This is a genomic window from Micromonospora sp. ZG13 (assembly GCF_059359355.1).
Map to the genome: position 1 here is coordinate 12,812 of NZ_JCADBQ010000016.1, position 25,680 is coordinate 38,491.

The 25,680-nt window shown below is 75.0% G+C and carries 26 protein-coding genes; 12 read left to right on the forward strand and 14 right to left on the reverse strand.

Translation table 11 applies throughout. From position 1 onward, the window contains the following. The first annotated feature begins 26 nt into the window (after nt 1-26). The 3 genes from AC5L34_RS24850 (at nt 27) to AC5L34_RS24860 (ending at nt 1,766) form a co-directional block, all read left to right on the forward strand. On the forward strand, nt 27-689 hold the full coding sequence (locus AC5L34_RS24850) for a TetR/AcrR family transcriptional regulator (protein WP_441177132.1): 663 nt from the start codon (nt 27-29) through the stop codon (nt 687-689). A gap of 103 nt (nt 690-792) precedes the next feature. After that, nucleotides 793-1,464, forward strand: a complete 672-nt coding sequence (locus AC5L34_RS24855; protein WP_494827168.1) for a biliverdin-producing heme oxygenase — start codon at nt 793-795, stop codon at nt 1,462-1,464. Next, entirely contained in the window at nt 1,461-1,766 is a 306-nt protein-coding gene (locus AC5L34_RS24860) for a DUF2470 domain-containing protein (RefSeq protein ID WP_441177134.1), read from the forward strand. Before AC5L34_RS24855 ends, AC5L34_RS24860 begins: the two co-directional genes overlap by 4 nt. Before the next feature lie 26 nt (nt 1,767-1,792). Here the strand turns inward: AC5L34_RS24860 and AC5L34_RS24865 are convergent, their stop codons facing one another. Together AC5L34_RS24865 and AC5L34_RS24870 are read right to left on the reverse strand one after the other, a co-directional pair. Further along, nucleotides 1,793-2,254: a hypothetical protein gene (locus tag AC5L34_RS24865; protein ID WP_494827170.1), complete on the reverse strand. Its 462-nt coding sequence runs from the start codon at nt 2,252-2,254 to the stop codon at nt 1,793-1,795. Then, nucleotides 2,254-2,733 (reverse strand): hypothetical protein, encoded by a 480-nt coding sequence (locus AC5L34_RS24870; protein WP_441177136.1) that lies wholly within the window; start codon nt 2,731-2,733, stop codon nt 2,254-2,256. Before AC5L34_RS24870 ends, AC5L34_RS24865 begins: the two co-directional genes overlap by 1 nt. Nucleotides 2,734-2,777: 44 nt before the next feature. On the opposite strand from AC5L34_RS24870, the gene AC5L34_RS24875 reads away from it, so the two are divergent. From AC5L34_RS24875 to AC5L34_RS24895, 5 genes are all read left to right on the forward strand, one after another. Beyond that, entirely contained in the window at nt 2,778-3,791 is a 1,014-nt protein-coding gene (locus tag AC5L34_RS24875; RefSeq protein ID WP_494827172.1) for a helix-turn-helix transcriptional regulator, read from the forward strand. A 94-nt stretch (nt 3,792-3,885) separates the two neighbouring features. After that, nucleotides 3,886-4,494 (forward strand): ATP-binding cassette domain-containing protein, encoded by a 609-nt coding sequence (locus tag AC5L34_RS24880; protein ID WP_494827174.1) that lies wholly within the window; start codon nt 3,886-3,888, stop codon nt 4,492-4,494. Next, nucleotides 4,491-5,789 carry an extracellular solute-binding protein gene (locus AC5L34_RS24885; protein WP_441177139.1) on the forward strand — a complete coding sequence of 433 codons (1,299 nt, stop codon included), beginning with the start codon at nt 4,491-4,493 and terminating at the stop codon, nt 5,787-5,789. Before AC5L34_RS24880 ends, AC5L34_RS24885 begins: the two co-directional genes overlap by 4 nt. Then, on the forward strand, nt 5,786-7,549 hold the full coding sequence (locus AC5L34_RS24890; protein WP_441177140.1) for an ABC transporter permease: 1,764 nt from the start codon (nt 5,786-5,788) through the stop codon (nt 7,547-7,549). The genes AC5L34_RS24885 and AC5L34_RS24890 overlap by 4 nt, the downstream gene beginning before the upstream one ends. Then, a complete protein-coding gene (locus tag AC5L34_RS24895) occupies nt 7,546-9,897 on the forward strand; it encodes a hypothetical protein (RefSeq protein WP_494827176.1) in 2,352 nt (783 codons plus the stop codon). The genes AC5L34_RS24890 and AC5L34_RS24895 overlap by 4 nt, the downstream gene beginning before the upstream one ends. Nucleotides 9,898-9,933: 36 nt before the next feature. On the opposite strand, the gene AC5L34_RS24900 is transcribed toward AC5L34_RS24895, so the two are convergent. Together AC5L34_RS24900 and AC5L34_RS24905 are read right to left on the reverse strand one after the other, a co-directional pair. Further along, entirely contained in the window at nt 9,934-10,965 is a 1,032-nt protein-coding gene (locus AC5L34_RS24900; RefSeq protein WP_494827177.1) for an extracellular catalytic domain type 2 short-chain-length polyhydroxyalkanoate depolymerase, read from the reverse strand. 155 nt (nt 10,966-11,120) lie between these two features. After that, nucleotides 11,121-11,432, reverse strand: coding sequence for a hypothetical protein (locus tag AC5L34_RS24905; protein WP_441177143.1), 312 nt, complete (start codon nt 11,430-11,432; stop codon nt 11,121-11,123). A gap of 117 nt (nt 11,433-11,549) precedes the next feature. Here AC5L34_RS24905 and AC5L34_RS24910 point away from each other — a divergent pair, with 117 nt between their 5' ends. Continuing rightward, complete coding sequence (locus tag AC5L34_RS24910) at nt 11,550-11,912, forward strand: ArsR/SmtB family transcription factor (RefSeq protein ID WP_441177144.1); 363 nt, start codon at nt 11,550-11,552, stop codon at nt 11,910-11,912. Beyond that, nucleotides 11,909-12,394 carry an SRPBCC family protein gene (locus AC5L34_RS24915; protein ID WP_441177145.1) on the forward strand — a complete coding sequence of 162 codons (486 nt, stop codon included), beginning with the start codon at nt 11,909-11,911 and terminating at the stop codon, nt 12,392-12,394. The genes AC5L34_RS24910 and AC5L34_RS24915 overlap by 4 nt, the downstream gene beginning before the upstream one ends. A 26-nt stretch (nt 12,395-12,420) precedes the next feature. Here AC5L34_RS24915 and ygiD read toward each other — a convergent pair whose 3' ends face one another. From ygiD to AC5L34_RS24930, 3 genes are all read right to left on the reverse strand, one after another. After that, the gene (ygiD, locus tag AC5L34_RS24920) at nt 12,421-13,290 is read right to left on the reverse strand and encodes a 4,5-DOPA-extradiol-dioxygenase (protein ID WP_441177146.1); all 870 of its coding nucleotides are present in this window, start codon (nt 13,288-13,290) and stop codon (nt 12,421-12,423) included. Nucleotides 13,291-13,390: 100 nt separating this feature from the next. Continuing rightward, nucleotides 13,391-13,609 (reverse strand): hypothetical protein, encoded by a 219-nt coding sequence (locus AC5L34_RS24925; RefSeq protein ID WP_089000245.1) that lies wholly within the window; start codon nt 13,607-13,609, stop codon nt 13,391-13,393. Nucleotides 13,610-13,685: 76 nt separating this feature from the next. After that, complete coding sequence (locus tag AC5L34_RS24930; RefSeq protein ID WP_441177147.1) at nt 13,686-14,288, reverse strand: MBL fold metallo-hydrolase; 603 nt, start codon at nt 14,286-14,288, stop codon at nt 13,686-13,688. A 139-nt stretch (nt 14,289-14,427) separates the two neighbouring features. On the opposite strand from AC5L34_RS24930, the gene AC5L34_RS24935 reads away from it, so the two are divergent. Continuing rightward, complete coding sequence (locus tag AC5L34_RS24935; protein ID WP_494827181.1) at nt 14,428-16,029, forward strand: LLM class flavin-dependent oxidoreductase; 1,602 nt, start codon at nt 14,428-14,430, stop codon at nt 16,027-16,029. A 33-nt stretch (nt 16,030-16,062) separates the two neighbouring features. Further along, nucleotides 16,063-16,494 (forward strand): archease, encoded by a 432-nt coding sequence (locus AC5L34_RS24940; RefSeq protein ID WP_494827183.1) that lies wholly within the window; start codon nt 16,063-16,065, stop codon nt 16,492-16,494. Nucleotides 16,495-16,527: 33 nt separating this feature from the next. On the opposite strand, the gene AC5L34_RS24945 is transcribed toward AC5L34_RS24940, so the two are convergent. The 7 genes from AC5L34_RS24945 to AC5L34_RS24975 all read right to left on the reverse strand — a co-directional run bounded on the left by AC5L34_RS24945 (nt 16,528) and on the right by AC5L34_RS24975 (nt 25,636). Next, nucleotides 16,528-17,946 carry an RtcB family protein gene (locus AC5L34_RS24945; RefSeq protein WP_494827185.1) on the reverse strand — a complete coding sequence of 473 codons (1,419 nt, stop codon included), beginning with the start codon at nt 17,944-17,946 and terminating at the stop codon, nt 16,528-16,530. A gap of 28 nt (nt 17,947-17,974) precedes the next feature. Then, a complete protein-coding gene (locus AC5L34_RS24950) occupies nt 17,975-18,589 on the reverse strand; it encodes a GNAT family N-acetyltransferase (RefSeq protein WP_441177151.1) in 615 nt (204 codons plus the stop codon). 91 nt (nt 18,590-18,680) lie between these two features. Next, nucleotides 18,681-19,550: a carbohydrate ABC transporter permease gene (locus AC5L34_RS24955; RefSeq protein WP_441177237.1), complete on the reverse strand. Its 870-nt coding sequence runs from the start codon at nt 19,548-19,550 to the stop codon at nt 18,681-18,683. 38 nt (nt 19,551-19,588) lie between these two features. Beyond that, nucleotides 19,589-20,629 (reverse strand): ABC transporter ATP-binding protein, encoded by a 1,041-nt coding sequence (locus tag AC5L34_RS24960; RefSeq protein WP_494827186.1) that lies wholly within the window; start codon nt 20,627-20,629, stop codon nt 19,589-19,591. Continuing rightward, nucleotides 20,626-21,960: an ABC transporter substrate-binding protein gene (locus tag AC5L34_RS24965; protein ID WP_441177153.1), complete on the reverse strand. Its 1,335-nt coding sequence runs from the start codon at nt 21,958-21,960 to the stop codon at nt 20,626-20,628. Before AC5L34_RS24965 ends, AC5L34_RS24960 begins: the two co-directional genes overlap by 4 nt. A 2-nt stretch (nt 21,961-21,962) precedes the next feature. Next, nucleotides 21,963-22,817, reverse strand: a complete 855-nt coding sequence (locus AC5L34_RS24970; RefSeq protein ID WP_441177238.1) for a carbohydrate ABC transporter permease — start codon at nt 22,815-22,817, stop codon at nt 21,963-21,965. Nucleotides 22,818-22,843: 26 nt separating this feature from the next. After that, a complete protein-coding gene (locus tag AC5L34_RS24975; protein ID WP_494827189.1) occupies nt 22,844-25,636 on the reverse strand; it encodes an exo-alpha-sialidase in 2,793 nt (930 codons plus the stop codon). Nucleotides 25,637-25,680: the final 44 nt, after the last annotated feature.

A 25,680-nucleotide genomic window follows, 5' to 3' on the forward strand; every position in this document is an offset into this window, starting at 1 on the left:
GTTGATCCGGTGTAGAGTCACCGGGCATGACACCCGCCCGTACGGCCGCCGGGAGCGCCACCGGGCGCGGACGGCGCGCGGCGCGCTCCGCCGGTGACGAACGGGAGTCGGCCATCCTGTCCACCGCCGAGCGGCTGCTGCGGGAGCGGGCCTTCGCCGACATCTCCATCGACGACCTGGCGCGCGGCGCGGGCATCTCCCGGCCCACCTTCTACTTCTACTTCCCGTCCAAGGACGCGGTGCTGCTCACGCTGCTGGACCGGGTAACCGAGGAGGCCGACGCCGCCGCCGGCGACGTGCTGGAGCGGCTGGCCGAGGATCCCCGGGCACGCTGGCGGGAGCTGATCCACCGCTTCCACGAGACGTTCGGCGCGCACCGGGCGGTGGTGCTGGCCTGCGCGCAGGTACGCGGCACCAACGCCGAGGTGCGCCGGCTCTGGGCCGCGGTGCTGGAGCGCTGGGCGCACGCCATCGAGACCGCGATCGAGGCCGAGCGGCGGCGCGGGGCGGCCCCCGACGGCGTACCCGCCCGCGACCTCGCCATCGCGCTCAACTCCATGAACGAGCGCGTCTGGTACGCCACGTTCGCCGGCGACGGGCCGGCGGTGGCCGAGGGCGACGTGGTCGACGTGCTGCGTGACGTCTGGCTGGCGGCGATCTACCGCGGCACCCCTCCCCCACCGGCCTGAGCCCGCCGGGACGCGAGGTCGTGCCGGACCCCGCACCCGGCTACCGTTGATCGTTCCGCCGACGGCGGCGACCGGCCCGGCCTCCCGTCACCCTGGAGGAGACATGAACGCGACCAGCACCCCGTTCTCGGCCGAACTGCGGGCCGCCAGCAAGGACGCCCACCAGGGCGCGGAGTCCCAGCGGTACGTCTCCGCACTGGTCGCGGGCGACCTGGACCGCGACGCCTACGCCGTGCTCGTGATGCAGCACCACGTGATCTACGAGGCGCTGGAGGGCGCCGCCGAGACGATGCGCCACGACCCGCTCGCCGGCCCGTTCGTCGACGACGCGCTGACCCGGCTGCCCGCCCTCGCCGCGGACCTGGAGTTCCTGCTCGGTCCCGACTGGCGCTGGCGGATCGAGCCGACCCCGGCGACGGCCTGCTACGCCGAGCGCCTCGGCGCGGTCCGCGCCGGCTCACCGGAGCGGTTCATCGCCCACCACTACACCCGCTACCTCGGCGACCTCTCCGGCGGCCTGCACATCGGACGGTCGCTCGCCCGGCACTACGGGCTGACCGGGGACGCCGGGGCGGCGTTCTACCGGTTCGACCGGATCCCGAGTCCGAAGGCGTACAAGGACGCCTACCGGGCCAGGCTGGACGACCTCCCGCTCGGCGAGGCGGGACGGGCCGCGCTGCGGGCCGAGGTGCTCGTGGCGTACCGGCACAACACCGAGGTCCTCGCCGCCCTGTCGCACCTCGCGCCGGCCACCGACGCCGAGGCGGCCGCGTGAGCGCCCCGTTCGGCGCCGACGTGGTCGCCGCCGTCTGCCGGCACATGAACGACGACCACGCCGAGGACTCGCTGCTCATCTGCCGCGCGCTCGGCGGTCACCCCGCGGCCACCCGGGCCCGGGCCACCGGGCTGGACGCCGAGGGCATGGAGTTCGCCGTCGCCGTCGACGACGTCGAGGTCCCGGTGCGGGTGCCGTTCGCCCACCGGCTGACCGAACGCGCCCAGGTCCGGCAGGAGGTGGTACGGATGTACCGCGAGGCGTGCCGGCGACTCGGGCTGCCGCCGCGCCCGGCCGGCTGAACTTCGCACCCCGCCGGTGGCACCGGTCAGCCCGTCGACGCCCGGGTGAACTCCATCACCCAGTTGGTCTCCCAGGTGCGCTCGCCGTCGGTGGAGAACGCCTGCTCCCATCGGCAGGAGGTCGCGGTGATCGCGGACCACCCGAACCGGCACCGCACCGGGCGTTGCTCGTCCACGTCGTCGGCGAAGAAGGTGCCCACGCCGTCGACGAACCGACCCACCACCGGCGGCAGCTCCAGCATCCCGCGCCGGCTGCTCATCCAGTAGATGGACCAGTTGCCCGCCGCCGGGTCGAAGATCCGCACGGTCGCGCCGGAGAAGCCTCGCGTGGGGAAGGTGATCTCGTCGAAGCTGCCGGCGCCGCCGAAGAAGCCGCGGGCCACGGAGACCCCGGGGAACTCGTCCCAGTCGTCGCCGCCGACATGCCGCTCGCGCAGGCGCCGGTTTGCCACGTTCCAGGTGCCGGCGAGGAAGTCGAAGTCGCCCATCAGCGCCCCACCGGCCCTTCGGCGTGGCTGTCGGCGAGCCAGCCGGTCAGGTCCGGACGCTGCGGCGCCAACACGTGCCGGACCCAGGCGGCCCGCTCGTGTTCCAGCACCCCCAGTTCCCAGACGCAGCCCGCCCAGGGGCGCTCAAGGTCCACGAAGCGCGTCGGGTCGTCGTCCGGGCAGCCCACGGCGGGCTGGCCGGCCGCCGCGATCCGCACCTCCACCACGTTGTCCCAGACCCAGCTGTACGCCAGCAGGTACGCCCCCGTGTCGGCGCCCCGGTGCAGCACCACCCAGCCGGCCGACGGCGTGTCGTCGCCGTCGCGCGCGGGCAGCAGGCGGGGCAGCACCGCGTACGCGGCCCGTTGCACCTCCGGGGAGATCCGGCACCCCGGCTGGTCGACGTGGTAGCGCTTGAGCTGGCGGCCGGCGACCGTCAGAGGTCCCGGCACCCGAAGTTCCTTGTCGCGAAAAGCCATGCCGGGACGGTACGGACACTCCCCTGACAACTACTGTCAGTGGAGTGCGGGCCAGTCGACTGCTCTCCCTCCTGATGCTGCTCCAGGCCCACGGGCGGATGACCGCCGCGCAGCTCGCCGAGCGGCTGGAGGTCTCCACCCGCACCGTCTACCGCGACGTCGAGTCGCTGCACGCGGCCGGCATCCCGCTCTACGGCGAGGCCGGGCACGCCGGCGGCTACCAGCTCGTCGACGGCTGGCGGACGAGGCTGACCGGGCTGACCGCGCAGGAGGCGGAGCGGCTCTTCCTCGCCGGGCTGCCCGGTCCCGCCGCCGAGCTGGGCTACGGGGCGGCGGTCGCCACGCTCCAGCTCAAGCTGCACGCCGCGCTGCCGCCCGAGCTGGCCGACCGGGCCGCCCGCGTCCAGGAACGCTTCCACCTGGACACCCCCAACTGGTACGCGGACGGCGACGCCTCACCGCACCTCGCCGAGGTGGCCGAGGCGGTCTGGCGGCAACGCCGGATCGCCGTGCGCTACCGCAGCTGGGCCGGGGAGGTCGACCCGGTGCTGGACCCCTACGGGCTGGTCCTCAAGGGAGGCCGGTGGTACACGGTCGCCGGCCGGCCCGGGCGCGACCGTCCTGCCACCTACCGGGTCAACCAGATCCTGTCCCTGACCACCCTGGACGAGGAGTTCACCCGGCCGGCCGGGTTCGACCTGCCCTCCTGGTGGCGGGAGCACGTGGTGCGCTTCCGGGCCCACCTGCACCGCGACGACGCGACGATCCGGCTCTCCCCGCAGGGCCGGGAGCGGCTCCGGGAGGTCGCCAGCGAGCTGGTGGCGACCTCCGTGGACCGGACCGCCGGGCTGCCCGACGGCGCTGGCTGGGTGACCGCCGTCATTCCGATCGAATCGCTCACCCACGCCCACGGCGACCTGCTGCGGCTCGGCGCCGACGTGGAGGTGCTGACCCCGACCGCGCTGCGCGAACGGATGGCCACCACGGCCGCCGACCTCGCCGCCCTCTACGCCCCGCGCCCTTCGGGGCACGGCGGCGGCGGGCAGGCGCCGGCCTGAGCCGGCCACGACTCCACAGCGGAGAGTCCTCCGGGGCCACCACCTGTCGCCCGGTTGTGCGACCCTGGGGGCGACTGCCCGGTCACCGGAGGTGATGGCCACGTTACGACTGTGCGCACTCGTCGCCGTGCCGGGCGCCGCCACCGTGGACCTCGACGTCCCCGCCGGCGCCACGGCCGCCCTGGTCGCGGCCCCACCCGCCGGCACCGCCGTCGCCCGGGTGGTGAGCGGGCTGGCCGCGCCGGTCGCCGGGCGGGTCCTGGTCGGCGACCGCGAGGTGACCGCCCTGCCGCCGCCGCAGCGCCGCATCGCCTACGTGCCGGCCGGCGGCGCGCTGCTGCCGCACCTGACCGTGCGGCGCAACATCGCCTACGGCCAGCGCCGCCGGGAACGGGTACGCGAGGTGGCCGACGCGTGGACGGCGACGGTGGTCGACCGCCTGGAGCTGGCCCCGACGCTGGGGCTACGTCCACACCTGCTGTCGGAGGCGCAGCGGTTCCGGGTGGCGCTCGCCCGGGCCGTGGTCTGCCTGCCCGAGGCGCTGGTGATCGACCTGCCGACCGGGCCGGCCGGGGGTGGACGGCTGACCGAGCTGCTCGGCCGGCTGACCCCACCGGACACGCCGGGGGTGGCGGTGCTGGTCTGCACGGCCGAGCCGGGCGCGCTGCCCGACGTGCCGGTCGCCGCCGAGGTGGCCGGATGACGCCGGTGGGTCGGATCGTGCCGGCGGCGCGGCTGGGCCGCCGTACGCTGCTGCGGGCCGCCGCCGGGGCCACCGCGACGGCCGTCGCGGGCTGCTCGGGCACGCCGCCGGCGGTCCAGGTCGCCGTCGTGTGGAGCGGCGGCGAGCTGGCCCGCTTCCGCGAGGTCGTGGCCGGCTACGACACCGCCGTGCAGGTGATCAGCGCCGGCAACGACATCGACGCGTTCCTGCGCGCCCGCCAACTGGCCGGCACCAGCCCCGACGTGGCGATCCTGCCCAGGTCGGGGCTGGTCGTCGAGTACGCCCGGCGCGGCTGGCTGCGCGAGCTGAGCCCGGCCCCCAGCTACGCCCTCCCGCCCGGCATGGCCGACCTGCTCTCCGCCGACGGGCGCCGCTACGGCGTCTGGGTGAAGGCGGCCCACAAGTCGCTGTTCTGGTACTTCCCGTCGATGCTCCCCGCGCCGCCGCGCACCTGGGACCAGCTCGTGACGCTCACCAAGCGGCTCGGCGCGCGGGCCCGCGCGGGCGACGGCCCGGCCCCGCTGGCCATCGGTGCGGCCGACGGCTGGGTGCTCACCGACTGGTTCGAGAACGTGCTCGCCGACGTGGCGCCGCCCGGCTACTACGAGGCGCTGGCCCGCGGCGAGGCCGACTGGCGCAGCCCGTCGGTGCACACGGCGCTGGACCGGCTGGCGGAGCTGTGGAGCGTCGACGGCGCGTTCCCCGGTGGCGGCCGCCGGGCCCTGCTCACCCAGTACGAGGAGTCGGTCATCCAGGTGGTGCACCACCGGCGGGCGACGATGCTCTTCGAGGCCGACTTCGTCGACGACGTCAGCCGCCGGTTCCGCCGGGGCCCGGAGCAGCCGGAGACCTTCCGTTTCCCCGGTTCCCGGCTGGCCGACAGCCCGCTGATCGTCGGCGGCGACGCCGCCGTGGCGTTCGCCGGCTCGGCCCGTGGGGCGGAGCTGGTGCGTTGGCTCAGCGGCGGGTCGGCGTTCGGGCCGTGGTTGCGCGCCGGCGGCTACCTCTCCCCCAACGTCACCGTGCCGCTGGCGGACTACCGCGATCCCGTCCGCCGCCGCTTCGCCGCCGAGCTGCGTACGGCCGGGGCCGTGCGCTTCGACCTCTCCGACCGGCTGCCGGGCCCGTTCACCGGCTCCGACGGGGTGGGCATCTGGCGGATCATGCAGGACTACTTCGCCGACGTCACCGACAAGGTCCCCGCGGGCCGGGCCGCCCGCCGGGCCGTCGGGCAACTGGCGGCGGCGGCCCGCTTGAGCGGGGGCGGCCGGTGAGCCGCGTACTGGGCGAGCTGGCGGTCCTCGACGACGTCGGGCCGCCCCGGCGCGGGCGGGCCTATCCGGCGGCCGGCGCCACCTCGGCGCTGCTGCTGCCCGCCCTGCTGCTGCTCGGCGGGCTGGTGGCGTGGCCGGTGCTGCGTACGCTGCACGCCAGCGTCACCACCGACGGCCGGTGGGTGGGCGCGGAGCACTTCCGCACCGCGCTGGCCGCACCCGGCACCGGCGCCGTGGTGGGACGCACGCTGCTCTGGGCGCTGCTGGTGCCGGCGGTGGTCACCGTGCTGGGCTATCTGCTCGCCGCCGCCTCGCGCCGCTCACAGGAGGGCGGGCTGGTCCGCCTCATCCTGGTGGTGCCGACCGCGCTGCCGCTGGTGGTCACCGGGGTCACCTTCCGGCTGATGTACGACCCGGACCCGGAGCGCGGGCTGGCCACGCTGGTCGCCGCGACGCTGACCGGCCGGTCCGCGGCCGACGCCCCGCAACTGCTCGGCCCCCGCCTGGTGACGGTGGCGCTGATGTCGGCGTTCGTGTGGGCGTGGGTCGGGCTGGCCGTGCTGGTGTTCCGGGCCGCCCTCGACGCGGTGCCGCCCAGCCTCGCCGACGCGGTACGCGCCTACGGCGGCAACCGCCGCGACGTGCTCTGGGACGCGCAGTGGCGGCCGCTGCTGCTGCGCACCGTGGCGGTGGTGTTCACCCTGGCGGCGCTCGGCACCGCCAGGACGTTCGACCTGATCCTGGTGATGACGCCCGGCTCGGTGCGCGACGAGGCGTCGGTGCTCGCGCTGCGGGTCTGGCAGACCTCCAACGGCGCCACCACCGGCGAGGGCGCCGCGCTCGGGGTGGTGTGGCTGGCGGCGGTGGCCGCCGGCCTGCTGGTCGCGGCGCTGTTCGTGCGGCAGGCGTGGCCGCCGCCCCGGGACCCGGTGCCCGTCGCGCCCGAGCCGGCGGCGCCGGCACCGCGCCGGACGACCCGGCTGCTGGTGGCCGGCGCGGCGGTCGCCTGGCTGGTGCCCCTCGGGGTGCTGCTCGCCACCTCGCTGCACGGCACGGTGGACGCGGCGGCCCGGGGCTGGTGGTGGAGCCCACCCAGCCTCGACTCCTATCAGGAGCTGCTCACCGGCGCCGAGCTGTGGCGCACGCTGGGCTTCACGCTGGTGCTGGCGACCGTGGTCACCGCCGTGGTGCTGGGCGTCGCGCTGCTCGCCGCGTACCCGCTGGCGTGGCTGACCGGGCCGCCCGCCCAGGCCACCGGGCTGCTGCTGATGGCCGCCAGCATCGTGCCGGTGCAGGTGATCGCCGGGCCGGTCAACGAGGTGCTCGGCGTGGTGCTCTCCTCGGGCACGGCGCGCGGCCTGGCGCTGGTGCACGTCGCGCTGGGCGTGCCGTTCGCCGTGCTGGTGCTGCGTAACGCGTTCGCGGACCTGCCCGCCGAGCAGGTGCGGGCGGCCCGGGTGGGCGGGCGGCACTGGTGGGGCACCCTGCGGCTGCTCGCCCGGCACAACCGCCCGGCGGTGGTGGCGGTCGCGGTGCTGGAGTTCGTGCAGGTGTGGAACGACCTGGTGGTGGGTCTGCTGTTCAGCGGGCCGGGCGCGCTGCCGCTGGGGCTGTTCCTCGCCGGGCAGACCCGGGGCTTCGCGGCCAACAGCGGGGCGCTCGCCGCGGGCTCGGTGATCGCCTCGATCCTGCCGGTGCTGCTGGTGGTGCTGGCCCGCCGCCAGCTGGTCGCCGGCCTGGTCGCCGGGGGCGTGCGGTGACGGGGCGCCGCCCCCGGCGGCTGAGCCTGCTGCTCGCGATCGGCGGCGTGGTCGGCGGGACGGTCAGCGCGGTGCTCGGCAACGTCACCGGCAACCTGCTCTCCGAGCTCTCCGTCGCCCAGCTCGGCTCCGCCAGCGCCGGGGTGATCGTGCTCGGCCTCGCCGCCGCGGTGATCGTGGAGTGGCGCCGCCAGCGGCAGCAGGCCGCGGCGCCGGACGACACCGAGGCGACGCCCGCCGCCGGCGCGCCCACCCTGCCGTGGCCGGCCGGGTTCACCGGGCGCGCCGGGCACGTCGACGCGATCATCGAGCTGTTGCGCAAGGAACACGCGGTCGCGGTGGTGGGCCGTCGGGCCGTCGGCACGTCGGCCTGCGCGGTCCAGGCCGCCAACCTGTGCCGGGACGACTTCCCCGACGGTCAGTACTACCTGGACCTGCGCCGGAGCGGCCGTGGGCTCGACGCCCGGCAGGTGCTGACCGCGCTGGCCCGGATCCTCGGCACCCGGCCGCCGGCGTCGGGGCGCACCGACGACCTCGCCGACGCCGCCGACGAGCTGAGCGGCCAGCTCGACGGCCGGGCGATCCTCGTGGTGCTGGACAACGTGGACGACCCGGCCCAGGTGCGGCCGCTGCTGCCGCCGACCGCACGCACGTGCCGCCTGCTGCTGGCCGGCACGGGGGCGCTGGACGCGCTGGACGGGGTGGTGGCGCACGGGCTCGCCGAACCGGACGCCGACGACGCCGTCGAGCTGTTCGCGGCCGCCGGCGCCACCGCGCCCGTCGCCCGGCCGCACCGCCCGGACCCGCGCACCGACCCGGCGGTACGCGCCCTCGTCGAACTCTGCGGACGCCAGCCCCGCACGGTCGCGGAGCTGGGTCGGCGTACGGCCCAGCACGGGTGGCGGCACGGCGACGTGCTCGACGCGCTGCGCCGCGCCGTCGACACTCCCCCGCACCAGCACGTCGCCGCCTCCCCGGCGACCCTGCTGGTGACCGCGCGGGACACCGCGTACCACGCGCTGGGCGGCGAGGCCCGGCGGTTGTGGCGACTGATGTCGCTCAGCCCGGTGCCGCTGGACCGGCCGACGCTCGCGGCGCTCGCCGGTCGCCGCCCGGACCGGGTGGCCGCCCTGCTGCACGAGCTGGCCACCGGCGGGTTCGTCACCGGCGCGCCCGGTGACCGCTACGAGGTGCGCCCGCTGCTGGCCCCGTACGCCCGGATGCACCTGCGGCACGCGGAGCCGGCGCGGCGGCGGGTCGCCGCGCAGGCGCGACTCACCCGGCACCTGGCGCGGCGGGCCGAGCGGCACGCGGCGAGCCTCGCGGTGGTCGGCCCGCCGGACCGGGAGCCGACGCTGGCGCTGGACGACGACCCGTACGGCTGGTTCGACCTGCACCAGGAGCTGCTGCTGGCCGTGGTGCGGGTGCCGGCGGGCGCCGCGGAGACCCTGCCGCGGCGGGTGCGCCGGTGGTGGTTCCGGTTGGCGGTGGCGCTGTGCGGGTGGCTCGCCCACGCCGGTCGGCTCGACGAGTGGGCGCAGGTGTGCCGCACGGTGCTCGCCACGCCCACGGCCGACGACCGGCCGGAGATCGCCGGGTGGGCGCACAACGAGCTGGGGGTGCTGCGCCGCCGCCGGCACGACCCGCAGGGGGCGGCGACGGCGCTCAGCCTCGCGGTGGCGGAGCGGGGCCGGCGGGGCACCGCGCAGGCGCGGATGAACCTGGGCCTGGTGCTGCTGGACCTGGGGCAGCTCGACGACGCGGTGGAGCACCTGGAGCTGTCGCGACGGCACCGCTCGGCGGCGGACCGGTCCGGGCACGCCCTGACCGACCTGGGCCTGGGCGCCGCCCGGCTGGCCCGCGGGGAGCTGGAGGTCGCGCACCACCACCTGGTCCGCGCGGCGAACGCCTTCCGCGCGCTCGGTGACGCCCGGGGCTACGCGGCGGCGCTGACCAACCTGGTGCTGGTGCACGCCGGGCTCGGCGAGCACCTCGACGCGACCCAGTCGTGGCGCGCGGCGCTGCGCGAGTACGACACGGTGGTCGACCCCACGAACCGGGCCGCCGCGCTGCTCAACGCGGGTGCCGCGCTGCTGGCCGCCACGCCGGCGCAGGCCCGGCAGGCGTACGGGATGCTGGCCGAGAGCCTGCGGCTGCGCGAGGGGCGGCCGACGGCCGGGCTGGGGCGGACGCTGCTGCACCTGGGCGACGCGGCGGCGGCCCTCGGCGACGCCGGGGAGGCCCGGCGGCACTGGGCGGACGCGGCGGGCGTGTGCGAGGAGGCGGGGGACGTCGAGGGTCAGGCCGCGGCCGACGCCCGCCTGGTGGGCAGCGACGCACCGGCCTGAGCGGGGCCCGCGCCGGGGCCCCGCCCGGGCGGCGGCTCAGCCGTCCAGCCGGCGCACCATGTTCATGATGGTCTCAACCTGGGCGCCGCCCTTGATCGGGTAGTTCGTCGCGCCCAGGTAGCCCCACCAGTCCCAGCAGCCGTTCGGGTTCGTGGCGATGGCGCGCGCCTGGGGGTAGAGCACGATCAGCTGGTTGGTGTCGGCGTACTGGTTGAGGTTCGCCCGGTCCACGAAGGCGGTGCCGACCGCGCCGTGGCCCTGGAGGCAGCCGTGGAGTGCGACGAGCAGCCGGCAGGACTGCCCGGCGGCGCAGGACGCCGGCACGTAGGCGAACCCGTCGGCGGCCATGCTCAGGCCGTCGGCCCAGCCGTTGACCGCGTACGTGTGCTGGCTGAACCGGATCAGGCTGCCGCCCAGCGGGCCGGTGTTCGGCGCCCGTACGCTGCCGAGCAGTTTGCGCAGCAGGGCGCTCTGCGGGTCGGTGCCGCAGTCGGCGAGGAACGGCGACGCCGTGGTGGCGCACCCCAGGGTCCCGTACGGGGTGACCCAGGCGTGGCCGGCCGGGGTGCCGCTGTCGTACTGCACGCTGGCACCGAAGTGCTGGTAGTACCGGACCAGGTCGTCGGTGACGGACTTCTGGACCACGGTGTCGTTGGTGCCGTGCAAGACGTACACGGGATCGCCGGACAGGTTGCCCACGGGGTCGACCCAGCCGTAGGAGGCCCACGTCCGGGTGTACGCCTGTAGGGCCGACACGTTCGTGGGGTACACGTTGTCGCCGCAGCCGTCGAGCGCCTGGGCGACGTTGTTCTGCGCGCAGTAGTACGGTCCCGCGGCGAAGACCGCCGCGCCCCGGATCCGCGACGAGTAGGCGACGTGGAGCTGGGTGGCCATGTAGCCACCGGAGGAGACGCCGGCGACGTAGACGCCGGAGACGTTGTAGGGGCGCAGCGTGCCGGCGACCGGGGCCTTGGTGGCGGGGGCGGCGGCCTGGGCGGGGGCGGTGGCGGTGAGGACGAGCAGCAGGGCGGTGACGAGGGCGGCGGTGGCCCTCAGCGGTGTGGTCATGGCGCTCTCCTGTCCGGGAGCGGGGCGGTGGTGCCGGCGTGCGCAGACGCTAACGTGACGCCGGGCACAGTGGACATGAGTGCCGCCGACACCTCGGGCGTCGCCGGTGTGTCCGGGACCGACACAGCGACGCCCCGCGACCGGCCCGGTCGGCCCTACTCGGCGCGCCAGACGGCCTCGCGGGGCGGGCCGGGCTCGGCCCAGCACAGCCCGCCGCGGGCCGCCACGCCGGGCAGCCCCTCGACCATCCGGCTGATGTCCACCACGGACGCCAGCGACACCACGATGTCGTTGCGCAGGTCCGCCACCGCCGTCTCGAGGTCTTCCTCCTCGGCGGGCCAGTCGATGACGGCGGCCCGCAGGTCGGCCACCGCGTACTCGGTGAGCACCTGCGGGTCGGTCACGGCCACGGTGAGCCGGCAGTACACGTTGAGGGTGAGCGGTTCCGGGGTGCCGGCGTCGGTCATGGCATCAGCATGGCCCACGCGCGGCCGTTGAGGAACGCCGCCGGCCGGTCGGAGGCCGCCGCCGGCGACTTCACTCAGGCCTTGACCTGAGTGAACGGCGCGGTAATACTTAGGCTCATGCCTAAGCAATTGGGCGGCGGGGACGGCAGCGACGACGTGGCCCTGGACGGCGTGTTCCACGCGTTGTCGGACCCCACCCGCCGCCGGGTCGTCGAGCGGCTCGGTCGGGGTCCCGCCACGACCAGCGAGCTCGCCCGTCCGTTCGACATGGCACTGCCCTCGTTCACCCAGCACCTGGGCGTCCTGGAGCGCTCCGGCCTGGTGACGTCGGAGAAGAAGGGGCGGGTGCGCACCTACCGGCTCGCCCCCGAGTCGCTCGCCCACGTCGACAGCTGGCTCGCGGGCCAGCGCGCGATGTGGTCCCGACGCCTCGACCAACTCGACTCGATTCTGTACGACCTGAAGGAGCAGCAGACATGACCGCCTACCCGCACGTGGACCCGGATCTCGACCTCGTCCTGACGCGCACCGTCGACGTCGCGCCCGAGCTGGTCTGGAAGGCCTGGACGACGCCCGAGCTGCTCGTGAAGTGGTTCGCCCCCCGGCCCTGGTCGACCTCCGCCTGCGAGATCGACCTTCGGCCCGGCGGCAGGTTCCACACCGTGATGCGCTCGCCCGAGGGCGAGGAGTACCCGAGCACCGGTTGCATCCTCGTCGTCGAGGAGGGCTCGACGCTGGCCTTCACCTCGGGGCTGGGCCCCGGCTTCCGTCCCCAGGTCGGCGGCGACGGCTTCCCGTTCACCGCGATCATCCGGATCGAGGGCACCGGCGGCGGCACGACGTACACCGCCACGGCGATCCACGCCGACGCCTCGGCGAGGAAGTCGCACGAGGAGATGGGCTTCATCGAGGGCTGGAGCGCCGCGCTGGACCAGCTGGTCGAGGTCGTCAAGGCCCGCTGACCGCGGCGACGCCCCCGGGGCTGCCCTCAGATGTTGGCCGACTCGGGCGGCACGTCGGTCGGCAGGGCCGGCGCGCCGGCCAGCGGGGCGTCGGTGCGGCAGGACAACCCCAGCGTGTAGGCGGTCATCGACAGCGACCCGTACGCGTACCCGTCCACCAGCACCTGCGCGCCGTTGCCGGCCGCGCCGGCGAGGCCGGCCAGGTAGAGCAGCGGGATGAAGTGGTCCGGCGTCGGCACGGCGCGGCCGAAGTCGCGGTGGGCGTCCAGCGCGGCCACCTCGGTCGGCCCGCCGAGCATCACGTCCTTCGCCGCCTCGTCGAACCGCCGCGCCCAGTCGAAGCCCTCGTCGAGCATGCGCGGATCCACCCCCCGCAGGTTGTGCACCACGTTGCCGCTGGCCACGACGAGCACCCCGCGCTCGCGCAGCGGGGCGAGCCTCGCGCCCAGGTCCAGATGGTGGTCCAGGCCCTTGAACGCGTTGATGCTGAGCTGCACGACCGGGACGTCGGCGTCGGGAAACGCGTGGGTGAGCACCGACCAGGTGCCGTGGTCGATCCCCCACGAGTCGACGTCCGCCCCGACCCAGGTGGGATGGACGACGTCGGCGACCTCCTCGGCCAGCTCCGGCAGGCCGGGCGCGGGGTAGGCGACGTCGAACAACTCCTGCGGGAAGCCGTAGAAGTCGTGGATCGTCCTCGGCCGGGGCATCGCGGTGACGGCGGTGGCGCCGATGTACCAGTGCGCCGACACCACCAGGATCGCCCGGGGTCGCGAAACCGCCCGCCCGAAGGCGCGCCACGCCTGCGTGTAGCGGTTGAGCTCCAGCGCGTTCATCGGACTGCCGTGACCGATGAACGCGGCCGGCATCACCACCGGAACGGTCCCGCCGCTCATGCTGCTCCCCCCGCCGTGGTCACCCTAACCAACGTCGGGGGGAGCAGCCGGCCAACGCCGACCGTGACCGGCCGTCACCGCCCGGTGCCGGCGGTCGCCGTCAGTCGGACACCTCGCGCCAGGCGGGATGGTTGCCGCGCCACGCGCCGGCCAGAATGACCGCCGACGTCCGACCGGGGCATTCCTGCACCCGGGAGCGGCCGGATTCGCCGCCGATCCGTACCTGTACGTCCCATCGCTGCCCGTCGGTACGGATGTACACGTCCCGACGCCCACGCTGCGACGTGTCGCCGTTCCACCAGTGTTCTTCGACCCTCACCCCGCGACCGTATAGCAGTTCGCCCGTGGACGACACGGCCGGTGTCGGTGAAGATCACCCCTGGGTGGGTCACCGGTCAGGCGGACTCCCCCGCCGCCAGGTGGCGGTAGCCGGGCACGGTCTCGGCGAACCAGCCGTTCACGCTGCTCAGGCCGCGCTCGTTGAGCTGCGCGTCGTGGATCGGGAACACCCGATCGGCCCCCACGGCGGTGGCGAAGTCGATCGCCTCGGTGAGCTTCAGCCAGGACGCCTGGGCCGGGACCAGCAGCGTCTCGACCGGCCGGTCCGGCCGGTGCAGGGAGTCGCCCGGGTGGTAGACGGCGTCGCCGACCAGGTAGCCCAGGTTGACGCAGTCGGGCTGCCCGCCGTGGATGGCGGCGTGCCGACCGCCGAGCGCGGTCACGGCGAGGCCGGCGGCGGTGAACCGCTGGCCGGCGGCGACCCTGGTCACGGGCAGCGGCGCCAGGTCGGGCAGCACGGCGTCCGCCGGCACGAAGACCGGCACGCCGAGGCCCGCCAACCGGAGCACGTCGACGTGGTCGGTGTGCTCGTGGGTGACCAGCACGGCGTCCGCGCCGGCCAGGGCGCGCGGCTCGCTCCAGGTGCCGGGGTCGATGACCAGCACGCCGCCGTCGTGCTCCAGCCGGACACAGGAGTGGGTGAACTTCGTGATCCGCATCCGCCGACCGTACGCCCGGAGGCCCGCGGCGGTGGCCCCGCGACTCCGCCGGACGGCTCGGGACCACCCCCGCCCGCGGCGTCGCCGGGCAGGCGCCGGTGGCCGCGTGAGAGGCTGCGGAGCGGAAGGGAGTGCCGACATGAGCGACTACGGTCACCCGCTGGCCTTCGGGGCGTTCCTGACGCCCGGCAACGCCGAGCCGGGGCGGGTGGTGGGCCTCGCCATGCTGGCCGAGCAGGTCGGGTTCGACCTGGTCACCTTCCAGGACCACCCCTACCAGCCCGCGTTCCTCGACACGTGGACGCTGATGAGCTTCGTGGCGGCCCGGACCGGCACGGTGCGGCTGGCCGCCAACGTCACCAACCTGCCGCTGCGCCCACCGGCCGTCCTCGCCCGCGCCGTGGCGAGCCTCGACCTGCTCAGCGGCGGCCGGGTGGAGCTCGGTCTGGGCGCCGGCGCGTTCTGGGAGGCCATCGAGGCGATGGGCGGGCGCCGGCTCTCGCCCGGGCAGGGCGTACGGGCCCTGGCCGAGGCGATCGACGTCATCCGCCAGGTCTGGGACGTCGAGGCGCGCGGCGGCGTACGCGTCGACGGCGAGTTCCACCGCGTGGTCGGTGCGAAGCGGGGCCCTGCGCCCGCCCACGACGTGGGCATCTGGCTGGGCGCGTACAAGCCGCGGATGCTGGCGTTGACCGGGCGACGGGCCGACGGGTGGCTGCCGTCGCTGGCCTACCTGCAACCCGGCGACCTCGGCAGGGGCAACACGATCATCGACGACGCCGCCCGGGAGGTCGGCCGGGAACCGGCCGACGTGCGCCGCCTGCTCAACGTCACCGGCCGCTTCGCTCCCGTCGGCCGGGGACCGCTGCACGGGCCCACCGAGCAGTGGGCGGAGGAGCTGGCCGACCTCGCGCTCAGCGACGGGGTCAGCACCTTCATCCTGGGCAGCGACGACCCCGAGGACCTGCGGCGCTTCGCCGCCGAGGTCGCCCCGGCCGTACGCGAACTCGTGGCCGGCGAGCGCGCGGGCGGCACCGCTGCCGCCGTGACCCCGGCGACGCCCGGGACCGTCGAGGCGCGGGCGGCACCCGGGGGCGCCGGGGCGCAGCCGCCGGACGCCGCGCGCCCGCCCGCCGGCGCGGCACCCCTCGCCGTCGTCCCCACGCCCGACGACGGCGTGCGCCGCAGCGCGATCCGGGTCTGGGACGAGGCCACGCGCCCCACCGGCCCCGCGCCCGACCCGGCGCGCACCTACAGCCCGCACGACCAGGCCGGCGCCCAGCACCTCATCGACGTGCACGACGGGCTGCGCGCCGAGCTGACCCGGCTGTACGACCTCGTCGAGCAGGTGGGCGCCGGGCTGGTCGACGCGGGCACGGCCCGTTCGCACATCAACACCATGACCATCCGGCAGAACAAGTGGACGCTGGGCACCTACTGCGAGTCGTACTGCCGGGTGGTCACCACCCACCACACGCTGGAGGACCGGGGCATCTTCCCGCACCTGCGCCACGGCGACGACCGCCTCGCCCCCGTGCTGGACCGGCTGGAGCAGGAGCACCACGCCATCCACGACGTGCTGGAACGCGTCGACCGGGCGCTGGTCGCGTTCGTCTCCGTCGCCGACGGGATGGCGGAGCTGCGCGCGGCGGTCGACCTGCTCAGCGACACCCTGCTGTCCCACCTCGCCTACGAGGAACGCGAACTCGTCGAGCCGATCGCCCGGCTCGGCCTGAACTGACCCCCCGTCGTACGCGTGCCGGAGGATCGGGGCATGCCGCGAGCATCCAGGCGGGGACACCGCCGCCTGCCGCACACCGCCGACGTCCGCATCGAGGCGTGGGCGCCGACCCGACAGGAGTGCGTCGCCGAGGCGGTCGCCGCGCTGGTCGACACGTTCGTCGATCCCGGCGGGGCACGACCGGGCGCGCGGCGGGAGTTCCACGCGCCGGCCGGCGACGACGACGCGGACCTGCTGGTGGGCGTACTCGACGAGGTGATCTTCCGGATGGAGACGGCGGGTGAGCTGCCGCTGCACACCGACGTGGCCGACGACGGCGCCGGCGGCCTGCGGGTGCGCTGGCGCACGGCGGACACCGACGCCGTCGAGCTGGTCGGCGCGGTACCGAAGGCCGTCTCCCTGCACGGGCTGCGCTTCGGCCCCGACGGCGCGGGCTGGTCCTGCGCGGTGACGCTGGACGTGTGAGCCCCACGCCCGGCCCCACCCCGCGTCGCCCGCTCAGCCCTTCACCACGCCGAGCGGGACCAGCCGGGCCACCTTGCGGCACAGCCCGGCGCCCTCGGCGGCGGCCACCACCGCCGAGACGTCCTTGTACGCCGTCGGCATCTCCTCGGCCAGGCCGCGCCGCGACGCACCGCGCACCGCGATGTCCTGCGCCTCCAACTGGGCACGCGGGTCCAGCCCACGCTCCGAGCGCACGGCCTGCCTGCGGCTCTGCACCCGGCCGGCCCCGTGGCAGGTGGACGCGAAGGCAGGCGACCCCGGCACGCCGGTGAGCACGTACGAGCCGGTGCCCATGGAGCCGGGGATCAGCACCGGCTGGCCCACGCCCCGCAGGTCGTCGGGCAGCTCGTCGTGCCCGGGCGGCAGCGCCCGCGTGGCGCCCTTGCGGTGCACGCACAGCGCGCGCGGCGCGCCGTCGACGTCGTGCGTCTCGATCTTCGCGAGGTTGTGCGAGATGTCGTAGACCAGGTCGAGACGGCTGCCGGTGACCCGGGCGAAGACCCTGCGGGCGGCGTCGGCCAGCAGTTGCCGGTTGGCCCGGGCGTAGTTGGCGGCGGCGGCCATCGCGCCCAGGTAGGCGCGGCCCTCCGCGGAGGAGACCGGGGCGCAGGCGAGCTGGCGGTCCGGCACGTGGATGCCGTGGCGGGCCATCACCTTCTCCATCTTCCGCACGTAGTCGGTGCAGATCTGGTGGCCCAGCCCCCGGGACCCGCAGTGGATCATCACGCAGACCTGGCCGGGGCGCAGCCCGAAGGCGGTCGCCACGGCGTCGTCGTACACCTCGTCGACGGCCTGCACCTCGAGGAAATGGTTGCCGGAACCGAGGCTGCCGACCTGGCCCGCGCCGCGCTCGATCGCCCGCTCGCTCACCCGCGCCGGATCGGCGTCGCCGACGGCCCCGGCGTCCTCGCAGCGCTCCAGGTCCCGCTGCACGCCGAAGCCGCGCTCGACGGCGTAGCGGGAGCCGCCGCGCAGCACCGCGTCGAGTTCCGCGCGGTTGGACAGGTGCCACACCGCGCCCCTGCCCATGCCGCGCGGGGTCGCCTCGCCCAGCCCGTCCATCAGCGCGTCGAGGCGGGGCCGCAACCCGTCGCGGTCGGTGTCGGCGGCGAGCAGCCGCACGCCGCAGGAGATGTCGAAGCCCACCCCGCCGGGCGAGACCACTCCGCCGCGCGCGACGTCGGTGGCGGCCACGCCGCCGATCGGGAACCCGTAGCCCCAGTGCACGTCGGGCATGGCGTACGAGGCGTCGACGATGCCGGGCAGCGTGGCGACGTTCGCGACCTGCTCCAACGACCTGTCCTCCCCGGCGTCGGGCAGCAGCGACCGGGACGCGAACACCACCCCCGGCACCCGCATCGGGTCGCGCCGGTCGATCCGGAAGCGGTACGGCGACTCCTCCAGCAGCTCCATCCCCGGCGGCTACCCGGGCCGGCGGTCCCTACACCCGCTCGCCGGCCGCCGGCCGCCGCATCGCCCAGACGTCGGGCCCGCCGTCGGGCACCCGCGCCTGGCCGGTGACGGCGAAACCGAGCCGCCGGTAGAAGCGCACGTTCGGCTCCGACGAGGTCTCCAGCACCGCCGGCAGGCCGGCCCGGTCGGCCTCGGCCAGGCCGGGCGCCAGCACCCGGGCGCCCAACCCCCGGCCCTGGTCGGCACGGCGCACGCCGACGGTGGCGAGCAGCGACGCCGGCTCGGCCGACCGCAGCGCGGCGCAGGCCTCGTCGGCGGCGTGCAGCGCCGGCTGCCGGTCGCCGGCCAGCTCGGCGTTGCGGGCCGCGACGGCGGCCCAGACCTCGTCCGGCACCGGCCGGTCCGGGGGCAGCCAGACCGCCACCGCCGCCAGCCGGCCGGCGGGGTCCACCGCCGCCCAGACGTCACCGTAGGGCAGCCCGACGGCGGCGACGGTGCCGGCGAACATCGCCGCCAGCCGCTCCCGGTGCCGGTCGGCCGCCACCGTCCAGGCCATCCAGGGGTACCCGTCGAAGGCGTCGGCCAGCACGTCGGCCGCCTCGGCGGTCGACTCCGGCCCGATCCGGCGTACCTCGAACTCCATGTCGTCCTCCTCGCGCGCCGCCACCCGCGTCGGCGCAGTGCGCGATCATGCCACGACACCCGGGGCCGGCGCCCGCGGTTATCGGGGGTGCTCAGAGCCGGTAGAACGCCCGGTAGCGGCGGATCAGCCGCCACTGCACCAGCACCGCCGCCACGGTCAGCAGGATCATCACCAGGGTCGCGGCGGCCGCGTAGCCGTAGCGCAGGTACTCGAAGCCGGTGCGGTAGACGAACAGCGACAGGTAGGTGGTGGCGTACGGGGGCGGGCCGCCGTCGGTCACCACGAACGCCGGCACGAAGGAGAAGTGCAGGCTCTGGATGGCGTCGCGCACCGCCAGCAGCGCCAGCGCGGGCGCCATCAGCGGCAGCGTCACGCGGCGGAACACGTCCCAGCCGGTGGCGTCCTCGATCGCCGCCATCTCGTAGACGTCGCGGGGCAGCGCGCGGCGGGCGGCCAGCAGCACCACGAAGGTCTCGCCGATGGTGAACAGGCTCATTCCGATGATCGCCGTCCGGGCGTCGGTGGGGTCGGTGAGCCACTGCGGCGGGGTGCGCCCCAGCGCCGTCAGGCCGTTCTCCCCGCCCGTGCGCAGCAGCTGGTTGATCGGGCCGTAGAGGGGGTTGAGCAGCCAGAGCCAGAGCAGCCCGTAGGCGATCTCCGGCACCGCGGTCGGCAGCACGGCCGCGGTGCGGGCGCTGCCGACGCCGAGCGCCCGGCGGTGCAGCAGCAGCGCCAGGCCGAGGGCGAGCAGCATCCGCAGCGGTACGGCCACCAGCGCGAAGACCAGCGAGTTGGTCAGCGACACCCGGAACACCGGGTCGTCGGCCAGCGCCGCGAGATTGTCCAGCCCCACCCAGCGGGGCGGGCGCAGCAGGTCGTACTCGGTGAACGCCAGCCCCAGGGTGACGGCGGCGGGCAGCAGCACCAGGCCCACCAGCCCCACCAGGTACGGCGTGAGCATCAGCGCCAGCTGCCGGCGCGAGCGACGGTCGGGGCTTGTCACGGGGCGTACCGGCGCCCGGAGCCGGCGTGGAAGACGTGCGCGTCGGCCCAGCGCACCCCGACGCGTACCGGCGCGCCGCGCTCGGGGCGGCGGGCGGCGGGCACCCGGGCGACCACGGGGTGCCCGCCGGCGAGGGTCAGGTACGCGTAGGCGTCCTCGCCGACCACCTCGACCCGCTCGACGGTGGCGTCCGTGCCCTCGGCGGCGTCGAGGACGACCGCCTCGGGACGAAAGCCGATCTCCATACCGTCGTGGTCGGCACCCGGGGCCGCGGCGCCGTCGGGGCGCAGCGGACCGTCGGCCGGGAGCAGGTTCATCGCCGGGGATCCGACGAAGCGGGCCACGAAGGTGGTGGCCGGGGTGCGCCAGATCTCGTCGGGGGTGCCGACCTGCTCGATGCGCCCGTCGCGCAGCACGGCGATCCGGTCGGCCAGCACCAGCGCCTCGGTCTGGTCGTGGGTGACGTGCACCATCGTCGCGCCCAGCCGGTCGTGCAGGGCCCGCAGTTCGGCGCGCATCTGCACCCGCAGCGCCTGGTCGAGGTTGGACAGCGGCTCGTCGAGCAGGAACACGTCCGGCTCGCGCACCAGCGCCCGGGCCAGTGCCACCCGCTGCCGTTCGCCGCCGGAGAGCTGCGCGGGCCGCCGGTCCAGCAGCCCGGCGCAGCCGACCGTCTCGGCCGCCGCGCGGGCCCGCTCGCGGGCCGCCGCGCGGGGCGTGTCACGCACCTCCAGGCCGAACGCGATGTTCTCGGCGACGCTCAGGTGCGGAAAGAGCGCGTACGACTGGAACACCATCGACACGTTGCGCCGGCCCGGGCGCTCGGCGGTGACGTCGCGGCCGGCGATGCGGACGCGGCCGGCGGTGACCGGCTCCAGGCCGGCGACGACCCGCAGCACGGTCGACTTGCCGGCGCCCGACGGGCCGAGCACCACCAGCAGTTCGCCCCGGGCGACGGCCAGGTCCACCTCGTGCAGCACGGTCGCGCCCCGGTAGGCGGCCGAGACCCCGGCCAGGGCGAGGCCAGGGTCGCTCATCCGTGCTCCCCGCGGGCGAAGATCGGGCGGGTCTGCCGGTCGAGTTCGCGGATCACGTCGTCGAGCCGGTCGCCCCGGTGCATGGCGTTCTCCAGGATGCCGTAGGTGACGTCCTCGATCTCTGGCCAGGTGGAGACGGTCGGCAGCGCCCGGACGGTGGGGATGGCGTCGAGGAAGACCTTCGCGCTGCGTGGCGGCTGGGCGGGGCCGAGGAACGCCGGGGACTGCGACACCCCGATGTGCGACGGGACGGTACGGCCGGTGGCCGCGACGATCCGCTGCCCCTCCTCGGCGATGGCGAATTCCAGGAACCGCCACGCGGCGTCCTTGTGCTTCGCGCCCCGCGTCATGCAGTACGCGTCGGAGTGCAGCACGCCGACCTGCTCCTTGTAGACGGGCAGCGGGGCGACGTCCCACTCGAAGCCGGTGATCGAGCGGAACGTGGTGGTGGAGCGGCGGGAACTCATCAGCATGGCGAGCCGGCCGTTGGCGAAGCGCGACTCGTCGTCCTCGGCCTCCACCTCCTCGTCGGTGGGCACCACCCCGTACGCCAGCCGCAGGTCGACGAGGTTCCTCAGCGCCTCCCGGGCTGCCGGGCCGTCCAGGGTGAGCCGGGTCGGCCTCGCCGGATCGTCGACGATCTCGCCGCCGCCGGACCAGACGAACGGGGCGAGCCGGATGATCGACGGCTCGACGCCGAGGCCGTGCACGGCCGGGCGCAGCGCCGCGCCCTCGCTCTCGGTGGCCTTGACCACCACGCCGCGGGAGTCGCGGGTCATCGCGGTCGCGGTGGCGACCAGGTCGTTCCAGGTCCAGCCGGCCCTCGGCTCGGGCACGCCGTACTTCGTGAACAGGGTGCGGTTGTAGTAGACGGCCAGGCTGGAGACGTTCTGCGGCAGGCAGAGCTGCCGGTCCTGCCAGCGGAAGGCGTTCCAGGCCACCGGGTAGTAGTCGGCCGGGTCGACGGCCTCGGAGGCGGCCAGCCGGTCGTCCAGCGGCTCGATGACGTCCTTGGCGGCGAACTGGCCGTAGAAGCGGTAGTTCATCAGGAACAGATCCGGCGGGGCGCCGCCGGCCACCGACGTGGCCAGCCGGGCCAGCAGGTCCTTGCGGTCGCTGGCCTCGACGAGCTGCACGTCGGCGCCGGGGCGGGCCTTCTCGTACGCCTCGACGAGGGTGCGGTAGGCGGCGAGTTCCTCGGGGGCGCCGAAGACCAGCAGCCGCACCGGAGCATCGGCGGACGACCCGGCGCCGGAGCCGCAGCCGGTGGCGGCCAGCACGGCGGTGAGCAGCAGCGCGAGCAGCGCCTTCGGTCGCGTCGTCGGTCGCATCGTCAGTCCCGTCCCGTCGGGTCGTCGTGGTGGAGGAAGCGCCGCTGGGCGAGCACGAAGACGGCCAGCGCCGGCACCGTGGCCAGCACCGCGCCGGCCAGGAACACCGGGAAGTTCGTCGGGTCCAGCACCGACAGGGAGCGCAGCGCCAGCGGCAGGGTGAACAGGTCGCGGTCGTAGACGTAGACCAGCGGGTCGAGGAAGTTCGACCAGGTGAGCACGAAGGTCAGCGCGGTGAGGCCGGCGGTGACCGGGCGCACCAGCGGCAGGGCCACCCGCCACCAGGTGCGCAGCGGCGAGAGGTCCGCCACCAGGCAGGCGTCGTAGAGGTCGCTCGGCAGCGCCCGGAACGCCAGGTGGTAGACCAGGACGTAGAGCGGCGAGGTGCCCAGCAGCGCCGGGGCGATCAGCGGCACCAGGGTGTCGGTCAGGCCGAGCGCCCGGAAGATCGCGAAGCGGGGCACGAGCAGCGCCGTGGCCGGCACCATCAGCGCGACCAGGGAGGCCGCCACGACCACGCCGGTGGCGCGCGGGGCGATCCGGGTCAGCGCGAAGCCCGCCAGGGAGGCGACGAGCACGCTCAGCGGCACGGCGACGACCGCGACCAGGACCGAGTTGAGCGAGGCGCGCAGCAGCCCGCCCAGCTCGACGGCCTGCTGGTAGCCGGTGGTGGAGACCGGCTCCGGTACGAGCTGCGGGGTGGGCGGCGGCGGCAGGCCCGGCTCGGTGAGCGAACCGGAGACCAGCAGCAGCAGCGGCGGGACGAAGACGAGCAGGACGAAGGCCGCGCCCAGGGTGCGCCAGGCGCGGCCGGCCGCCGCGGGCAGCGGTGAGGGGCCGCGCGCGCGGCCCCTCACCGTGTCGTTGCCGATGGTCACCTGCCTCAGAGCGTGAGCTGCCAGGCGCCGAGGCCGTGCGAGGCGGCGTAGAGCACCCGCTTGCCCGGCACGATGGTCAGCCCGGCGACCTCCACGTTCGGCATGCCCCGGGCCGCCTTCACCCAGGTCGTGCCGCCCTTGGCCAGCCGGAGCACGCCGAAGTCGGTGGCCGCGTAGAGGGTACCCGTGACGTCGTCGCGGACCAGGTCGGTGATCGGCTGGTCGCCGAAGTCGTACGACCGGTCGGTCCAGGTCGCGCCCGCGCCCGCCAGCCGCACCTCGAACGCGTGCCCCAGGGTGGCCGGGGTGTTCGAGTTGAACCCGCTGTAGGAGACCCACGCCCGCGCCGGGTCGGCCGGGTCGACGTGGACGCTCGTGACGAAGCGGTTCGGCGTGGCGGCGGTGTCGATGCGCGTCCAGGTGACCGCCGACGCCGGCTCGGCGTCGACGTTGCGGGACACGAACACCCGGCCGGTGCTGGTGGCCGCGTACGCCGTGGACGAGTCGGAGGCGACGCGCTCGACGACCGAGACGGCGCCGCCGGCCCGGTCGCCCCACGCGGCGTCGGTCAGGTTGACCGTGCCCAGCGGCGCGAAGTCGCCGCACTGCGCCTCGAAGGTGCCGGTCCAGGTGTTGCAGATCCGGTTGGCCTCGGCCATGCTCCGGTCGCCCAGCCCGAACGTCTTCGTCCGGTAGACGGTGCGCGAGGTGCCGGCGAACATCGTGCCGCTCACCTTCGGGTCGCTGATCACCGGGGCGTAGAACAGGGTGCCCGGCTGCCCGAAGATCGGGTCCGAGATCGAGATCCAGCTGCCGACGTCGCCGCCCGCGAAGTTCACCTCGGGCGAGGCGTCGTAGAAGGTGTGGAAACGGAACTCCGGCCTGCCGACGTCGAAACCGGACGCGCCGCCGTCACCGATCATCGTGTTGACCCAGCGCCGGCGCTCGCCCTTGTTCTCCCAGGTGCCGTTGTCCTGGGTGCCGCCCTGCAGCAGCCGGTGGTCGTGCGGGCTGGCCGAGAGGCTGATGAACTGCAGCGTGTTCATGCCCTTGTTGATGCCGTCCAGCTTCGACGGGATCTTCGACAGCATCTGCTTGCAGCGGTCCTTCTGCGCCTGCGTGGTCAGGTTGCGGTCCGGGTTGTCGCACCAGGCCGACCGGTCCACGAACTGGCCGCTGGAGCGCATCACGCCGCCGTCGTTGGCCTCGAAGAACTGGTACGGGTTGCGCGGGTTGGTGACCAGGGCGTGCTGGTCGGGGTGCAGGCCGTTGGGGTGCACCTCGTCGGTGCCGTCGAAGGTCATGTCGGTGCCGCTGACGCCGGCGTCGGTGGAGAGCACCACGGCCCGCTTGTGGGCGACGGTCTCGCCGTAGACGTACGAGCCGCCCGTGTAGACGATGTCGGGGTGCCCGGCCGGGGTGTGCACGAACACGTCGTACCAGCACTGGCCGGTGCACTGGTTGTAGGTGGCGTAGCCCGGGTCGGCCGGGTTGGCGCTGGTCAGGTCGGCGAACGCGGGGGCGTCGCCGGCCACGTCGTCGCTGCGGAACAGCCGCGAGTACGGGTTGCCGAGGTTGCCCTCGTAGACGTACATGCGGGTCTTGCCGTTCGGCAGGGCGGTCACGTCGATCGCGGCCCGGGTCTGGAAGACCGCCGGGTTCAGCGACGGCTTGATCTGCGTCCAGGTGGCGCCGGCGTCCGCGGAGCGCCAGACCCCCCGGGCGTACGAGGAGGCGTAGACGGTGTTCGCGTCGCGCGGGTCGAGCTTGACGTAGCGCACGCCGCGCGGCGAGCAGGCGGCCGTGTTGTTGTATTCCGCGGCGCTGCCCGTGCACTGGGTGGCGTCGGCCGAGCCGTTGTGGATGAACTTCCAGTTCGCGCCGCCGTCGGTGGACTTGTAGAGGCCCCACTTCTCGGCGTCGGGCACGGGCCGGGTGACGCCCGTGCAGCAGGAGCTGGACATGCCGCGCAGGGCGGTGGTGGTGGCGACGTAGAGCGTCTTCGGGTCGCCCGGCTTGACGGTGATCTCGCCGATGCCCTTGCCGGCGAGGGCGTCCTTGCCCAGCGGTCCCTTCCAGGTGACGCCGCCGTTCGTCGACTTGTAGAGCCCGACGCCGGCGACGCAGCCGGAGGCGCAGGTGTTGGCCTCACCGGTGCCGACGTAGATGGTCAGCCCCGTCTTGTCGTTGCGGTCGATCTTGACCGAGCCGGCCGCGTTGATACCCAGCGGCCCGCCCAGGTAGAACCACTTGGGCTCGGCCGCGAGGATGTTCAGGGTGCCCCAGACGCCGCCGCCGGCCGGCGTGACGTACGCCCGGCAGAGCAGGGCGTTGCAGTCCGGGGAGATGTCGATGGAGGTGACCCGGCCGCCCGCGACGTACGCGTTCGGCACGTAGTTGGAGGCGTTGCGGAACTCGGTGAACGGGTAGAGGGCCTCGCTCGGGCCGATGTTCGTCCAGCCGCGGGTGCCGCCGGCGCGCCGCTCGGCGGCGGCGTACGCCGACTTGGAGCGGTCGACCTGGGCGATGCTGATCGTGTTGGCCGGGTACGCGCGCTCCAGGAACTCCTGCTGCGCGGCGTTGCCGGGCCCGTCCGGCGACATGCCGTCGCTGCCCGGCACGGCTTGGCGCAGCCGTTCCATGTGGGCGCCGAGCGCCCCCGGCATCTCCCCGTCGCCGGCCGCGGCGACGGGGGTCGGCACCTCGGCGCCGGCGAAGTGGATTCCGATGAGACCGGTCGATGCCACCAGGGCACCGACCGCCAGTCCTGCGAGCAGATGGCGACGTCTGCGCTTCACGAGGTCCCTCCGGCAGATGAAAGGCGCCACCACAGTGCGGCCCT

What these genes read in the sequence shown, in the direction of transcription:
- ygiD (WP_441177146.1), bottom strand. Translation starts at nt 13,290, where the DNA reads ATGAGCGGCGGGACCGTTCCGGTGGTGATGCCGGCCGCGTTCATCGGT.
- AC5L34_RS24945 (WP_494827185.1), bottom strand. Translation starts at nt 17,946, where the DNA reads ATGGAGCTGCTGGAGGAGTCGCCGTACCGCTTCCGGATCGACCGGCGC.
- AC5L34_RS24870 (WP_441177136.1), bottom strand. Translation starts at nt 2,733, where the DNA reads ATGGCTTTTCGCGACAAGGAACTTCGGGTGCCGGGACCTCTGACGGTC.
- AC5L34_RS24910 (WP_441177144.1), top strand. Translation starts at nt 11,550, where the DNA reads ATGCCTAAGCAATTGGGCGGCGGGGACGGCAGCGACGACGTGGCCCTG.
- AC5L34_RS24950 (WP_441177151.1), bottom strand. Translation starts at nt 18,589, where the DNA reads ATGGAGTTCGAGGTACGCCGGATCGGGCCGGAGTCGACCGCCGAGGCG.
- AC5L34_RS24935 (WP_494827181.1), top strand. Translation starts at nt 14,428, where the DNA reads ATGAGCGACTACGGTCACCCGCTGGCCTTCGGGGCGTTCCTGACGCCC.
- AC5L34_RS24955 (WP_441177237.1), bottom strand. Translation starts at nt 19,550, where the DNA reads ATGCTCACGCCGTACCTGGTGGGGCTGGTGGGCCTGGTGCTGCTGCCC.
- AC5L34_RS24900 (WP_494827177.1), bottom strand. Translation starts at nt 10,965, where the DNA reads ATGACCACACCGCTGAGGGCCACCGCCGCCCTCGTCACCGCCCTGCTG.
- AC5L34_RS24915 (WP_441177145.1), top strand. Translation starts at nt 11,909, where the DNA reads ATGACCGCCTACCCGCACGTGGACCCGGATCTCGACCTCGTCCTGACG.
- AC5L34_RS24965 (WP_441177153.1), bottom strand. Translation starts at nt 21,960, where the DNA reads ATGCGACCGACGACGCGACCGAAGGCGCTGCTCGCGCTGCTGCTCACC.
- AC5L34_RS24930 (WP_441177147.1), bottom strand. Translation starts at nt 14,288, where the DNA reads ATGCGGATCACGAAGTTCACCCACTCCTGTGTCCGGCTGGAGCACGAC.
- AC5L34_RS24885 (WP_441177139.1), top strand. Translation starts at nt 4,491, where the DNA reads ATGACGCCGGTGGGTCGGATCGTGCCGGCGGCGCGGCTGGGCCGCCGT.
- AC5L34_RS24940 (WP_494827183.1), top strand. Translation starts at nt 16,063, where the DNA reads ATGCCGCGAGCATCCAGGCGGGGACACCGCCGCCTGCCGCACACCGCC.
- AC5L34_RS24855 (WP_494827168.1), top strand. Translation starts at nt 793, where the DNA reads ATGAACGCGACCAGCACCCCGTTCTCGGCCGAACTGCGGGCCGCCAGC.
- AC5L34_RS24865 (WP_494827170.1), bottom strand. Translation starts at nt 2,254, where the DNA reads ATGGGCGACTTCGACTTCCTCGCCGGCACCTGGAACGTGGCAAACCGG.
- AC5L34_RS24880 (WP_494827174.1), top strand. Translation starts at nt 3,886, where the DNA reads ATGGCCACGTTACGACTGTGCGCACTCGTCGCCGTGCCGGGCGCCGCC.
- AC5L34_RS24850 (WP_441177132.1), top strand. Translation starts at nt 27, where the DNA reads ATGACACCCGCCCGTACGGCCGCCGGGAGCGCCACCGGGCGCGGACGG.
- AC5L34_RS24905 (WP_441177143.1), bottom strand. Translation starts at nt 11,432, where the DNA reads ATGACCGACGCCGGCACCCCGGAACCGCTCACCCTCAACGTGTACTGC.
- AC5L34_RS24960 (WP_494827186.1), bottom strand. Translation starts at nt 20,629, where the DNA reads ATGAGCGACCCTGGCCTCGCCCTGGCCGGGGTCTCGGCCGCCTACCGG.